Here is a 13,435-nt window from a genome sequence, read left to right as displayed (position 1 = left end):
CAGGTGTTGTCAACCTTAATGAACCATATAATAATTTTATATACGGTAATTTCTGGAAAGTGAGGCTTATAAATTGGCGGGATATAATCGAATTGCTGCAGGGGAAAGAATCAGAAACAGACGGATGATTATGGGATTAACCCAGGAAGAGCTTGCGGAAAAAATCGGCCGTGCTTATAAATACTGTCAGGATATTGAACGCGGTACCTGCGGTATGTCCATTGATACAATGCTTAGCATTGCAGCCTGCCTCAATATTTCGCTGGATTACTTAATCTACGGAAATAACGAGGATTATACCGAATTCGCAGACCTGGATACAGAGCAACAGGCAGTTATCGAAATTCTGGGAAATTGCAGCCATAAGAAAAAAAGATATGCTTTGGATTTGTTAAAATTATTTATGAAGGCTTGTGATGAGCGCTAAAGTAACAAAAACATTTGTCATGACCGCAGTCATATTTTTATAAATGAAACAACAGTTATGATTTAAAATACTGCGTTTCCTGGCTTTTACTGAGAATTCTCACATATTTGCGGCCATTTTTTAATAGTTATTCAAATATGATTCAATTACATCAGCACTGCTCTTATAATACTAATTATAATACAATTATATAGAAGAAACTAATCAAAAAAACAGCCTGCTGGTTTCCGTCTTTCCCTTTTGTCTGTCTATCAGGCAAAGGCATTCCACCAGCAGGCTGTATTTCAATCGTGATTACGCAAGGTTTTTCTTTCCAAACATAATCTGTCTGTATTTATAAAGAATTCCCATTAATAGATTTCCCAGAACACCAATAGCCAGAATCTCACCAATCCCTACGGTTATCATTGCATACAGAATCATATCTTCCGAGCCATACGCAAAACGCAATACCCACGGAATCACAATCGTATTCGCCAGAATGGGAGGAAGGCAGACTGCCCACTTGTTTTTGCGGAGCATCCAGGAACCCAACGCACCAATCAGCGTAGCCAGACTTCCAAAAATGATGTCCAGTGCTGCGGCGCCGCACAGTAAATTAGACAGCAGGCAGCCGATAAACAGACCTGGAACTGCGGCCGGGGTGAAAAATGGCAGGATACAAAGCGCTTCCGATATTCGGAATTGAACCGGACCGAAACTTATCGGTGCAAACACCATCGTAAGTACGGTGTAGATGGCAGCAATCGCCGCCGCATAAACCATAAAATAGGTTCTGCTTGAAGATTTTTGTAACATATTCATTTCTCCTTTAGTTTTGTTTTAGGTGTGGAAGGTTTCGAACACACCATATATTTGCTATTTTGCCTGTGTCACAAGGCAAATCAGCGTTCTTACTATAGCATAAAAACAGAGCAAACGCAAGATCCATCCCACCCTCAGAACTTACCAGATTTTCACCCGTTTCTCAGGCGCCACATACATGCCGTCTCCTTCTTTTAAATCAGGGTAAACCTTATAAAATGCTTCCGTAGAACTCAAAACTGCATTCACTCTCACCTTTGCCGGAGAATGAACATCCGTATTCAGCCTGTGAATCATACTTTCCTCCGTATATTTAGACGCCCAGATACGGGCATACTGCCTGAAAAGAGAATCCAGCGCTTCCGTATCATCTCCTGCAATAGAGGTCACACAGGCCAGTGCCCCCAGATCGGCAATATTTTCGTTTAACGTTTGTTGCCCATTTACGTAACGTCCTTTTACCGCCTCCTGGTCATTGTAGTACTCTGTCACTCGGAGTGTCAGTTCCTGAAATTTCTTTAAATCTTCTTCTGTCCACCACATATTATAATTTCCATTTTCATCGTAACAGGAGCCGGAGGAATCAAATGCATGGCTGATTTCATGGGCAATTACCATACCGATTCCGCCTAAATTTGCAGCACGGCCGGCCTCCGGATCGTAAAATGGAGGCTGAAGGATTGCCGCTGGAAAAACGATTTCATTGTTTAATGGGTTGTAATACGCATTGACAGTCTGAGGTGTCATTCCCCACTGCCCCCGGTCTACCGGCTTCTTTATTTCTTCTTTTTCAAAAGATCTGAGCGAACGGTATACCGTTACCATATTGTCAATCAGACTGCCTCGGCCTTCTGGAAGAATCACTGCATTTTCGTAATAATCCGGCCAGTTGTCCGGATAGCCGATTTTAAGGGTCATATGATCCAGTTTCCGGATAGCTTTTTCTTTTGTTGTCTCTCCCATCCATTCCAGACCATTGATCCGTTCTTTATAGGCAGACAAAATCTGGTGAACCAGCGTTTCTACAGCCTTCTTGTCATCCTCCGAAAAATACTTTTCTGTATAAAGCCTGCCGAATTCAAATCCAAATGTGTTCTGGACAAGTTCAGCGGCCAGCTTTTTATCCGTTTTTTTCCCTTGAACGCCCTTTTGCGTATTGTTCCATGCGATCGTACTGTCTCGTATTTCCGGGGTCAGAAAGGGACTGAAATCTTTTATCAGACAAAAAATGGAGTACTCCTTTAACAGAGGAAGATGATCTTCTGTCAAATAGCTGTTAATTTTTTTAGCCTGTCCGGGATCATTTACCACCCAGGAATGAAAACCATCTGCCCCAGCCGCTTTTAAGTAGGCTTCAATATCAATATTGGAGTATAATGTACGGAGTTCCTCCAGGGACAGGGGATTATAAGTTTTTTCCGGATCATTCTGGTCAGACAATGGGAGCGTTGCGGCTGCTAAATCAGTCTGGAATTTATAAATGTCTGAGGCTGTCTCTTCCGCTTTTTTCCGGCTGATGCCTGTGGATTCCATGATATTTTTTATATAATTTCTATATGCTTCTAATAAAACTGACTGTGTTTTATCTTCCAGAGTCTCTTTTCCAGGTCCCAGATCCGCACTGCCCAGATAACAGCCGTAATTTTGGGAATTTTTCATATCTTCAAAATAAGCCAGGGCAATCAGGCTGGAAAATCCCAGGTCATTGTTTACCGCTCCCACCGCTTCTATATATTCCTGAATATCAGCTGCGCCGCGGATACTGTCGAGATATGGCTGTAAGGCACCAAATCCGGCCTTTTTTCTTCCTTCCGTATCCATTGCAGTCTGATATAAGTCGACAATTTTCTGTTCTGGTGATCCCTCGGCTAAATTTGAGCGCTGATTGATAACTTCATCAAGCAGTTCACTTAAATTATGATAAGACTCCTGTCCTAATTCATAAAAATAACTCCAGCTTTCAGAATCCTCAGGGATTTGTTTTCCTGCCAAAAATTTTTGGTTTACATAATTGTAATAATCATCTTCCGCTCTAACACTGCCTGTCTCTGCCTTTCCTGCCGTTCTGACTGCGTCCTCTATATTCTGCTCATCTTCCGGAGTCTGCCCCTTCTCTGTACTTTGCAGTGCTCCGTCACGTCCGGCAACAGAATCCTCAGCCATTGCCATGGAAGAAGATTCCGCCTCCTTAATCTCAGACACTCGTTCTCTTTGACCTCTGCATCCGGATAACATCAATGATGCCAGGCATAATACTGTAAGGCAACCTTTCACTCGTTTTCTCATACTATTCCTCTTTCTTCTGATGGTAGTGTCAAAGACTACCTCATTTTTTATAAAAAACCTTGATTTTATAGAAGATTCAAATAAAAAGAGCATTGACCTCCCTTTTTTGGTATAATGTCAATCGCCAAACCAACCTTATACAAAGGAGGCAATGCTCATGAACATTATACTTTATTTACTTCAGTTAATTCAAGACCTTTATCAGCAAAACTGCTGGCTGATTCTATGCAGGACTGGAACTGGCTGAATCTCATTTCCCACTCCTGCGCTCCCCGCTCCCTCATCCACAACAACACTATTACTATGGCTATTTTTATCTTTTTCATGCCGCCCGCACAAAACTTGCGCAGATTCTCCGTTGAATGTCCTTTCAGGATAAGCTATAATAAAATCATCATGATTTCCCCGGCACGCATATCTACAGCAAATCCCATATCCGGCAGACAGTAACCGGGCGCCAGGGAATCTTTATGGAAAGAGAGGGAAAGCCATTGAACGAAAACAGCGCTTATGTTCTTCCCAAAGATAAACGAGTCAAAGAAATCTCTGAAAAGCCTATTGAAAATGTATCCGATTATATTTCCAAAATAAAGGAATATATCGAATCCCGAAAAGGCGAAAATTACAGTTATGTATACCGCGGAGAGCCTCAGATTTATACGACCTCCTGCCGCGCCAACATCTTCCGTAGAGGGGTCATGGATGGCAATCCTTTTTTTGAAAAGAGCCTCTTTGACGCCATGAGGCAAAACCGGCTGACGGGTGAGAAACGGTATCTGGACAACGCGATTGACGCCCAGCACGGGGAGTTTCCCAGCCGGCTTTTGGATGTGTCCTATAACTGCCTGACTGCCCTGTATTTTGCAGTCACGCCGTACTACCGCAAAGACGTTGATTCGCTGGATCACGAGGACGGAATGGTATTCGTATTTTTCATCGACGAGATATTCAGCCCCAGCGCGGAGAACACCAATGCCAATTACGATGCCATCATCAACCGGGACAGAGAGTGGCACCGGGATAAAATTATATTTGAGAAAAATCACAAATTCATTGACCACACAAAACTGAATAACCGGATCGTGGCACAGCAGGGCGCTTTCATACTGTTTCAGGGCAACGATGCCGCCGATTTACCGGCATGGATGACGTATGGCATCCGAATTCCGAAGGAAGCCAACCCCCTGATCCGAAAAGAGTTAAAGGAATTTTTCGGAATCCATACCGGAAGTATTTATCCGGAGATTGTCAATCTGGTAGATGAAATCAGCAATAAAAGCCGGAAACTGAACACAGAGAAATTCTGCTGCAGCAATGAACTGATGTATGCCGTCAGAATGCTGGAAAAGGAGCTGGATTACTATTTTGACTATATTTTAGATAACCGGAAGGATTTGGATACGGATGAAATTCTGGTCTACGTGGAAAATATGATTAACAGCTACCGGATCGGCCTGCTGGACTTTACCCAGAATCTGAAAGAGGCCATCCAGAAAGTATACTTATCAGAAGATGAACTGAATACCATTGTTAACCGGTATAACCAGTTAATTCTGGAATTTTCCAAAGAGTTAAATCAGCACGGCGTCCATAAATTTTCAGGAGACCAGCTGCTAATCAGTATGGAAAGGACAAATGATCATGAGCGAAAATCGGATGAGAGCCAGGAGAATCGAAAATTATAAGGAATATATCAGAAATATTTTAAGCAACCGTGATATCGACTGTGACGAGACCTGGTGGGACAGCGAGGAGGCTCATAAGGCGCTGAATCTCCTGGTTCGTGCGGAGAAATGGGAAGTCACCTCTTCCGTCCAAATGGGCATTGACAGCAGTGAAAATTTTCTTTTTCTCAAGTTTACAGAGGACAGCGGGGGCCTGCTGCAGTCTCTGGAAGAGCAGGCCCGAATTCTGGCAAAGCTGCCGGAATCCGCGGAAAAAAATATCTATATCATCTGCCTCGTGGACAATATGAAAAGCCGGGTTTTTCTGGAAAGACTTTTTCTGTCTGCGGAAGGTAAGGCGATGAAGAAAAATATCAGGAAAGAGATGAAGCCCTGGAAAGGCACCGTAAATTTTCTCTATATTCTCGACAACAGCTACCATGAACAGGACATTAAGCTGACCAGTGTAAACCGGTTTGAGTTTATTCAGATGCCTCCTATGAAATGCCATATCAACTGGGAAAACGAGGATAGGACAGAGGTGTCTAACCGCGGCTATGTGACCTCCGTCCATCTGTATCAGCTGGTTGAGATCTACAACAGAATCGGGGACAAGCTGTTTAAGCGCAATGTCCGGTACGGTCTGAACGAACAGCTGGGTGTTGACCGGGCTATCAAGGAGACGCTGAGAAACAGCCCTGACGAATTCTGGTTTAAGAATAACGGCATTACCATTCTGGTAGAGCGGCCCGATTTTAAACTGGACCGCGTGGAGGAGGTCCTTCTGGAACATATATCCGAATACGGAGAGCTCCATTTCTCCGTCATCAACGGAGCCCAGACCATTACCGCCTCTGCCCAGTGCCTTTATGAAATGGAATACGATTTAAAAGAGCTCCAAAAAAATGGTGAAGCAGAGGAAGCCGCAAAACTTGAAGAGAGAATCCGGAAGTCTAAAAATGCCAAGGTACTGCTTCGGATCATACATATCTCGCACTCTGCACAGACTGCCGAATCCGAAGCGGATTCAACCCGGGAGGTAAACGAGATCAGCGTGGCTTTAAACCGGCAGAAACCCATTAAAGCGGAAGATATTGCTTTTGCATCCCCGTTTGTGGTAAAGCTGGCCGCATTTCTGGAGCGGGAACAGATCAATGGGAAACGGTATTTCAGGCTGGTTAAGCGCGGGGAAGGAAACATCGCCAGACGCACGGTCGACCTCGTCGATTTTGCGAGAGCCCGGAAAGCATGCGCCGGTTACCCGGGAGACGCGCGCAGCAAGGGTACCAATTTTCTGCTGAGTACCAGAAATGAGACCGGGGGCGAATACAGTTTTCAGGATAAAACCATTTTCGTGCCTGAATGGCTGGAAGCGGAGGACGAACAGGAAGCAGGCATTTTTGCAAAATATTACGGCGCGGTATATTTTGCAGTGAGAGTGGCTGATTTTTACGGAAAAAACGCAAAGAAAATCATCACAGATAATCCCTTAAAAGCTGCTGTTCTGCAAAACGGAAAATGGTACTTTACCACATATATGGTTCAGCTCTTTAACGGATACCGCAGCGATTTCTCCCAGTTTACAGATTGTTTCGAGCTGATCCGGGATAAATTAAAGGACTTAATGGAACTTTTTGCGGAATTGTGCGGCGAAGCAGCACAGCAGTCGGGCAACTATCCGGTTCTGGACTCTAATACATTTAAAAAAGACGAACTGTACATCCTGACCCGGAACGAGGCAGACGCGAACCGCTTTGCGCAGATCATAAACGATAACCTGGATGACGACGAAAAGATCGACCTTGTAAGTTACCGCGAAGTGACAGGCGGTAACCGGCAGCCATCTTCAGATACAGACAGCCCGGCACAAAAAACCCCCAACGGCAAAGCCAAATTCATTAAATTGAACAACGGGCCGGTCGAACGGGTCAACAGCACCGCCCACGCCATGGTAAAAACGGTTCAGTTTGTTCTCGACAACTATCCCGGCCATGAGGAAGAGCTTCTTATAAGCGGCACGGACTGGTTCACGGATGACCGGACAAGGGCGGAAGAGGGCTACAGCTATTTGAGAAGAAGCGTCGAAGTGACGGGCAGTGACGGAAAAACCTATTGGGTTGGGACCCACTCGAACAGTGTTGTAAAGTATAATCAGATCGACTTATTATGCAGCCTTCTCCATGTAAAAAAGCACAGCATCAGCTGGATGGCACTTGACGGGAAAACACCGTTGTTTTCCTGGTAACGGTCTGAGAGATGCCATGATAAAAGAGTGCAATGAAAGTCTTAATTGTACTTTCATTGCACTCTTTTGGGGTTGTATCTTTTACTGTTTCTATGTCAGTTAGTCACTCTCGTTGCTAAAAACGTTTCTATCTCCTTTCGATCCGGCATGGACGGCGCCGTTCCAATCTTTTGTACCGAAAGTGCCGCTGTCGCGTTGGCAAACACTACAGCCTCTTTCCTTTCTTTACCTTCCGCTAAAGCCGCCAACAGTCCTCCGCAAAACGCGTCCCCCGCGCCGGTGGTGTCCACGGCATCTACAGAAAATGCCGGAACAAACTCCCGTATCCCGGAAGAAGACGACAGATATGCCCCCTGATCTGCCATCGTAATGATCACATCTGCGATTCCCCGGCTATGAAACCAGTCTGCCGCCTTCGCCGCATCCACCTCAGAGTGAACAGGGATTCCGGTATAGTACTCCGCCTCTACCTCGTTAGGAGTAATCACATCGATCCGTCCCCACAGGCCTTCTGGCAAATCAGCCGCGGGTGCCGGGTTTAAGAGCACTTTTGTCCCACTCCGCGCCGCGTATTCTGCAACCTGCTCCACTGCATCCAGATTCGTCTCAAGCTGCATCAGAACAAATTCACATTCCTGAATCAATTCTTTTAACGAGTCCACTTCCTTCTCCGTTATGGTGAGACTGGCTCCCGGCACTACCACAATCTCATTCTGGCTGCTGTCTTCCCCCACCAGGATCAGTGCACACCCCGTGTCCTTCCGTTCAGTCCGAAAGATTCGTCTGGTATCCATCCCCAATTTTTCCATGGTGTTCAGCGCAATTTCAGAAAAAGAATCCATTCCCAGTTTGGTTGCCAGAATGACCTCTGCCCCTGCTTTAAAGGCCGCTACAGCCTGGTTAAACCCCTTCCCCCCAGGGCCCATCTTGAATTCGCTCCCCTTAACCGTTTCTCCCGGGACAGGAAGATGCGGCGTACGGGCCATAAGATCCACGACAAAACTTCCGAAAACCAGTGTTTTTCTTCCCATATACAATCTCCTGTTTTAATCTAATTACCGATCCGGCAGAATAACTCCTCTCCGCACCGATTACCCTTCCAGCAGTATGATGCCATTTCCCGCACCGATTCTGTCGGCTCCTGCTTCTATCATGGCCTTCGCCTGCCCACAGGTACGGATTCCACCACTGGCCTTCACCTTTGCCGAATCTCCCACTGTTTCTCTCATCAGATGAACCGCTTCCACAGTTGCACCTCCGGTCGAAAATCCAGTTGAAGTTTTTACAAATCCCGCACCGGCCTTCACAGCACAGCGGCATGTTTCCACGATCTCATCTCTGGTCAGCAGACATGTTTCCAGTATTACCTTCACCACAGCACCGCCGCTGGCTTCCACGACTGCATGGATATCCTCCTCCACACGACCGTAATTTCCGTCTTTTACAGCGCCGATATTGACAACCATGTCAACCTCTTCCGCCCCGTCTTCCACTGCAATCCGTGCCTCACAGGCCTTGGCGCGGGTACTCATTGCCCCAAGTGGAAATCCCACAACGCAGCATACCTTTACGTCACTTTCCTTCAGCATTTCATCCACCAGCGGAACGTGGCATGTATTGACGCATACCGATGCAAAATGGTATTGAACAGCTTCCCGGCAGTATCTTTTTACTTCAGCCTCTCTCGCGTCTGCGCGCAGTATGGTGTGATCAATCTTTTCTGCAATATTCATGTTGTCCTCCATCTCTATCCCTTGATTCCCCCCTGCGCTACCGCGGTTACAATATATTTTCTCGCAAAGAAAAACAGTACAACCATGGGGATTACTACAATAAACGCTGCCGCCATCAGCCTTTCATAACGGATTCCCGCAGACTGCACAAATGAAGTCAATCCTACAGTCACAGTTCTCATCCTTGACTCATTCGTCACCAGCATGGGCCATAAGAATGAGTTCCAGCTGTCAATACTGTTAAGAAGAATGATTGTGATGATCGCCGGTTTGGCGATTGGAACCATGATTCTCCATAGAAATTTCCAGTTAGATGCCCCATCTACCCTCGCTGCGTTGTAAAGCGAGCCCGGAATCTCCAGAAAGAAGTTTCTTAATATAAAGATATAGAGTATGTTAGCGGTATACGGAACGATCAACGCCTTGTACGTATCGATCTGATGAAGCTTCACAATGGTAACGTAATTGGTGATGGCAAGCAATTCAAACGGTACCATCATAAATCCCAGAAACAGCGAAAAAATAATATCTCTCCCTGGAAATTTGAGTCTTGAAAATGCAAAGGCAGTCAAAATACTGACCGTAGTCGTGAGTATCACAGATGATACTGTGACAAACAGTGAATTTATAATATACCTTGCAAACTCCCCCGAACTCAGCACATACTTAAAATTATCCAGCAAAAATGACGGCGGCCACCAGATCGGCGGCATCTGCGTCACCTGCTCCGGCGTTTTAAACGCAGTAATGATCATCCAGTAAAACGGCAGAACCATCATTACCGCACCGACCGACAGGATCACGTAGGAAATGATCTTTACAATTAGATGTCTATTTTTCATCTCAATTCTCCTTTTTACCTGCTGACCCATTTTTTCTGAATCGTCATCTGCAGCATAGTCATGATAAACACAATTAAAAATAATACCAGAGCAGCCGCACAGGCAATGGAAACATTCATCTTATGATAAAAATTCTCATATATGTAGAACACCACAGTATAAAGGGAGTATCCAGGCCCCGGCTTTCCGTTGAACAGTGCAAAGACTTCATTAAACACCTTCGAAGTATTGATAATGTTGATAATCAATACCAGCGCAATCGTAGGCGATAAAAGCGGAAGTGTAATACGGAACAAAATCTTTGCAGGTTTCGCCCCATCCACTTTTGCCGCCGTATAATACTGTTCGCCAATGGTCTGAAGACCGGACAGGAACAGAATGATTGTAAACGGGAGTTTTGTCCAGATCCCATAGATAATCAGCGCTGCCAGAGCCATCCTCGGATTCTCCATCCATTTGACCGGTTCTATCCCAATTATCCCCAGTACGTAATTGATAATTCCGTAATCGTAATGATACATCCATTTCCAAACAATTCCGACGGCAATCGTTGCCGTAACCATTGGCAAAAAATATACGAACTGAAAGAATGAGCTTCCTTTCAGCTTCTGGTTTAAAAGAATGGCCACGGTCAAAGCAATCACCGTAGACACTGGTACGACAAATGCCACGTAAAGGAATGTATTTTTCAGAGACAGTAAAAACTCTTTATCGGAAAAAAGCGCCGCAAAATTCCCCATCCCCATTCCGGTATAAGTGTTGGCCAAATAATCATAATTTTCAAGAAATGCATTTAGGAAGACTGTGATAATCGGAAAAACCATAAACACACTCACTACAAGAATAAATGGAAGCAGATAGATGAGGGGTTCTGTAAATGTCCTGACCGTGATTTTTTCATCACTTTTCACTTTAACCAATTTTTTCCTCTGTTTCAGAATCATAGATATGAACCCCCTTCTTTTTCAACCGAACCGATATCTTTCCTCCAATTTCATAGGTCTGTCCGCTTTCCAGCGTACTTCTGAATTCTTTTCCACCAATTTCCAGAAAATACAGGGTTTCCTTTCCATTTAAAAATACGTTTTTTACGGTTGCAGGTGTCTCATAGACCCCCTCCGCCGCGGCCTCAAATGCCTCGCTCCGGATTCCCAGCTTCACCTTTCTTCCTGATTGGATACCTTTCACCCCGGCAATAAAGAATCCCGTATGATCCTCCTGCAGTACCACGCGGTCTCCATCGACCATGCCGTCGTACAAATTTATCGGCGGATTGCCCAGGAAGTCCGCCACAAAGGGATTGCACGGTTCATCATACAGCTCCTGAGGCAGCCCGTATTGCTGAACCCGGCCCTTTTTCAGAAGCAGAATACGATCTGAAATACTGAGCGCTTCCTCCTGGTCATGCGTTACAAAAATGGTAGTAATCCCCGTCTCCAGCTGAAGACGCCGGATCTCCTCCCGCATTTCCAGGCGAAGTCTGGCATCTAAGTTAGACAACGGTTCGTCAAGAAGTAAAATCTCCGGTTCCTTTGCCAGGGCTCTGGCAATAGCTACACGCTGCTGCTGCCCCCCTGAAAGCTGGGATGGTTTACGGGTAAAATAATCTTCAATTCGAAGCAGTTTGGCAAACTCCTCCGCCCGCTCCAGTCGTTCTTTTTTTGAAACTTTTTTAATTTCCAACGGGAATGCAATATTCTCCCCCACTGTCATGTGGGGATACAGCGCATAATTCTGAAATACCAGGCCGATATTTCTCTTATCCGGAGACAGAGATGTTACATCCCTGTCTCCGAAAAAAATCGATCCTGAAGTAGGCGGCAGAATTCCCGATATTAAATTAAGCAGGGTACTCTTTCCGCATCCGCTTGGCCCCAAAAGCGTGGTCAGTTTCCCATCGCAAAATTCCAGGGATAAATCATCAAGGGCCACCGTTTCCCCAAATCTCTTTCTGATATTCTGTAATTTAATCTTCATGGCTCACCTTTTCAACTGATTGGACTATTTACGGATTGCCGCTTCTGCCGACTTCCTGGCCTCTGCAAGTGCTGTATCCATGTCACTGATATCCAGCATAATTTCCTCCAACGCCTTATCCAGGCTTGTGCGAAGTTCATACCAGCCCGCAATGGTCGGCATATATCCGTAGCAGTCTCTCTGCTCATAAACCGCAGCTGCCACAGGATTTACTTTCAGGAAATCCTGGTATACGCTCTGGTTCATTGCCGCAGTGGATGCCGGAAGTGCGCCAAATACCGTTCCGCACTCCGCATTTACTTCTGGGCTCAGTAAGTATTTTAAGAACAGCCAGCTGGCCAGTTCCTCTTCCGGACTGGTCTTCGCAATGGCAAATACCGGCTCAGACAGGCTGACAAACTTCTTGGGGCCTTCCTGAGGAAGCGGTGCCGCTCCCAGTTCGAACTTGTCTCCAACTGCGGTAGCAAGATATCCGTAGTTCCCGGATAATGCAACGTAGCATCCGACATCCCCGTTAGCAAATGGATTCGTAAAGTGTTTGTCATCTCCTACTAACCGTGCAACTTTTTTATCAATCAAATCTTTGTACCACGTGATTTTCTCTCTGGCTGTCTCAGAATCGAAGCCGACGGTCTTATTATCCAGGTCAATGACTTCTCCTCCGGCCTGGGTCAGAACCTCCATATAACCATCCACTAAAATCTGAAATCCAAAACCGGGCTTGCCGATCTTATCGCTGACCGCGGTCGCTACCGCCTCTACCTCAGACCAGGTCTTTGGCGCTTCTATTCCAAGCTCCTCAAACATGGTCTTATTGTAAAAGAAAACATTCCCCCCCAGGAACAGAGGCATGGCATAGCGTTTATTGCCCCACGGCACATACATCTGATTCAGTCCTGAGTTAATATCTTCATCGAAGTTTTCATATCCCACCGCAGAATCATAAATGTAATCATCCAGATTCACCAGCGCACCCTCATTGATATAGCTGGTCATATTGGCCGCCGCAGAGTGTACCATGCTGGGCAGATCGTCGGCTTTTGCCGCCGCCATAACCTTTGCCTCGTACTGATCAGCAGGCTGATATTGAAGCTTAACCGTAATGTCCGGATTTTTCGCATGGAATTCGTCCGCTACCTTCTGAAACCACACCTCATACTGGTCAGAATACTGATGCCATATGGTTATCTCCACCGGTCCCGTAATCTCCGTCGCGATGGCCGCGGCCGTCTCTGCTTCCGTCGCCGCCTCCGTCCCGTTTGTACCCTCGTTCTTTGCCTGGCCTTCTTCTGCCTTCGTCTCTTCTGCCTTTGTCTCCTCTGCCTTCCCCGGCGCCGCCACCTTCTGTGGTACACAGCCCCCCAGTAATACCGCTGTAAGTCCCAATGCCGCAATACGTCTTAATTTACTCATTCTGAAACCTCCCTGTTCTTCTCCTTTTGTTTTTACCGGTTCCC

12 protein-coding genes are annotated in these 13,435 nt (G+C 45.9%); 3 read left to right on the top strand and 9 right to left on the bottom strand.

All coding sequences use genetic code 11. The annotated features are described in order from the left end of the window. The first annotated feature begins 73 nt into the window (after positions 1-73). On the top strand, positions 74-427 hold the full coding sequence (locus tag NE473_RS17985; RefSeq protein ID WP_155560857.1) for a helix-turn-helix domain-containing protein: 354 nt from the start codon (positions 74-76) through the stop codon (positions 425-427). A 294-nt stretch (positions 428-721) separates the two neighbouring features. Here NE473_RS17985 and NE473_RS17980 read toward each other — a convergent pair whose 3' ends face one another. The 3 genes from NE473_RS17980 to NE473_RS17970 all read right to left on the bottom strand — a co-directional run bounded on the left by NE473_RS17980 (position 722) and on the right by NE473_RS17970 (position 3,843). Beyond that, positions 722-1,225: a QueT transporter family protein gene (locus NE473_RS17980; protein ID WP_022031684.1), complete on the bottom strand. Its 504-nt coding sequence runs from the start codon at positions 1,223-1,225 to the stop codon at positions 722-724. A gap of 147 nt (positions 1,226-1,372) precedes the next feature. After that, entirely contained in the window at positions 1,373-3,433 is a 2,061-nt protein-coding gene (locus tag NE473_RS17975) for a M13 family metallopeptidase (protein WP_243145806.1), read from the bottom strand. Positions 3,434-3,681: 248 nt separating this feature from the next. Then, positions 3,682-3,843 (bottom strand): hypothetical protein, encoded by a 162-nt coding sequence (locus NE473_RS17970; RefSeq protein WP_196411672.1) that lies wholly within the window; start codon positions 3,841-3,843, stop codon positions 3,682-3,684. Between the two features lie 144 nt (positions 3,844-3,987). Between NE473_RS17970 and NE473_RS17965 the strand changes: the two genes are divergently transcribed. Together NE473_RS17965 and NE473_RS17960 are read left to right on the top strand one after the other, a co-directional pair. Further along, complete coding sequence (locus tag NE473_RS17965; RefSeq protein ID WP_256265352.1) at positions 3,988-5,202, top strand: FRG domain-containing protein; 1,215 nt, start codon at positions 3,988-3,990, stop codon at positions 5,200-5,202. Then, positions 5,159-7,426, top strand: a complete 2,268-nt coding sequence (locus tag NE473_RS17960) for an AIPR family protein (protein ID WP_243145805.1) — start codon at positions 5,159-5,161, stop codon at positions 7,424-7,426. The genes NE473_RS17965 and NE473_RS17960 overlap by 44 nt, the downstream gene beginning before the upstream one ends. Before the next feature lie 95 nt (positions 7,427-7,521). On the opposite strand, the gene rbsK is transcribed toward NE473_RS17960, so the two are convergent. Genes rbsK through NE473_RS17930 form a run of 6 tightly spaced genes read right to left on the bottom strand, consistent with a single transcriptional unit; the run spans position 7,522 to position 13,391 of the window. After that, positions 7,522-8,457, bottom strand: coding sequence for a ribokinase (gene rbsK, locus NE473_RS17955; protein WP_155560854.1), 936 nt, complete (start codon positions 8,455-8,457; stop codon positions 7,522-7,524). A 60-nt stretch (positions 8,458-8,517) separates the two neighbouring features. Continuing rightward, a complete protein-coding gene (gene deoC / locus NE473_RS17950) occupies positions 8,518-9,159 on the bottom strand; it encodes a deoxyribose-phosphate aldolase (RefSeq protein WP_243145804.1) in 642 nt (213 codons plus the stop codon). Positions 9,160-9,173: 14 nt separating this feature from the next. Continuing rightward, on the bottom strand, positions 9,174-10,001 hold the full coding sequence (locus tag NE473_RS17945; protein ID WP_196411671.1) for a carbohydrate ABC transporter permease: 828 nt from the start codon (positions 9,999-10,001) through the stop codon (positions 9,174-9,176). Between the two features lie 14 nt (positions 10,002-10,015). Next, the gene (locus NE473_RS17940; protein ID WP_155560851.1) at positions 10,016-10,945 is read right to left on the bottom strand and encodes a carbohydrate ABC transporter permease; all 930 of its coding nucleotides are present in this window, start codon (positions 10,943-10,945) and stop codon (positions 10,016-10,018) included. Continuing rightward, positions 10,914-11,978: an ABC transporter ATP-binding protein gene (locus NE473_RS17935; RefSeq protein ID WP_155560850.1), complete on the bottom strand. Its 1,065-nt coding sequence runs from the start codon at positions 11,976-11,978 to the stop codon at positions 10,914-10,916. The genes NE473_RS17940 and NE473_RS17935 overlap by 32 nt, the downstream gene beginning before the upstream one ends. A gap of 24 nt (positions 11,979-12,002) precedes the next feature. Beyond that, positions 12,003-13,391 (bottom strand): ABC transporter substrate-binding protein, encoded by a 1,389-nt coding sequence (locus NE473_RS17930; protein ID WP_155560849.1) that lies wholly within the window; start codon positions 13,389-13,391, stop codon positions 12,003-12,005. Positions 13,392-13,435 lie beyond the last annotated feature (44 nt).

It is taken from the genome of Hungatella sp. SL.1.14 (assembly GCF_024460495.1).
Classification (GTDB): domain Bacteria; phylum Bacillota; class Clostridia; order Lachnospirales; family Lachnospiraceae; genus Hungatella; species Hungatella hathewayi.
The sequence above is the reverse complement of the archived record's forward strand: the minus strand, read 5'-3'. Positions and strand labels throughout refer to the sequence as shown.

Bases quoted from the DNA above. Each gene is read 5' to 3' on its own strand.
- NE473_RS17980 (WP_022031684.1), bottom strand. From the start codon at position 1,225: ATGTTACAAAAATCTTCAAGCAGAACCTATTTTATGGTTTATGCGGCG.
- NE473_RS17970 (WP_196411672.1), bottom strand. From the start codon at position 3,843: ATGAAAAAGATAAAAATAGCCATAGTAATAGTGTTGTTGTGGATGAGG.
- NE473_RS17965 (WP_256265352.1), top strand. From the start codon at position 3,988: ATGGAAAGAGAGGGAAAGCCATTGAACGAAAACAGCGCTTATGTTCTT.
- NE473_RS17960 (WP_243145805.1), top strand. From the start codon at position 5,159: ATGAGCGAAAATCGGATGAGAGCCAGGAGAATCGAAAATTATAAGGAA.
- rbsK (WP_155560854.1), bottom strand. From the start codon at position 8,457: ATGGGAAGAAAAACACTGGTTTTCGGAAGTTTTGTCGTGGATCTTATG.
- deoC (WP_243145804.1), bottom strand. From the start codon at position 9,159: ATGAATATTGCAGAAAAGATTGATCACACCATACTGCGCGCAGACGCG.
- NE473_RS17945 (WP_196411671.1), bottom strand. From the start codon at position 10,001: ATGAAAAATAGACATCTAATTGTAAAGATCATTTCCTACGTGATCCTG.
- NE473_RS17940 (WP_155560851.1), bottom strand. From the start codon at position 10,945: ATGATTCTGAAACAGAGGAAAAAATTGGTTAAAGTGAAAAGTGATGAA.
- NE473_RS17935 (WP_155560850.1), bottom strand. From the start codon at position 11,978: ATGAAGATTAAATTACAGAATATCAGAAAGAGATTTGGGGAAACGGTG.
- NE473_RS17930 (WP_155560849.1), bottom strand. From the start codon at position 13,391: ATGAGTAAATTAAGACGTATTGCGGCATTGGGACTTACAGCGGTATTA.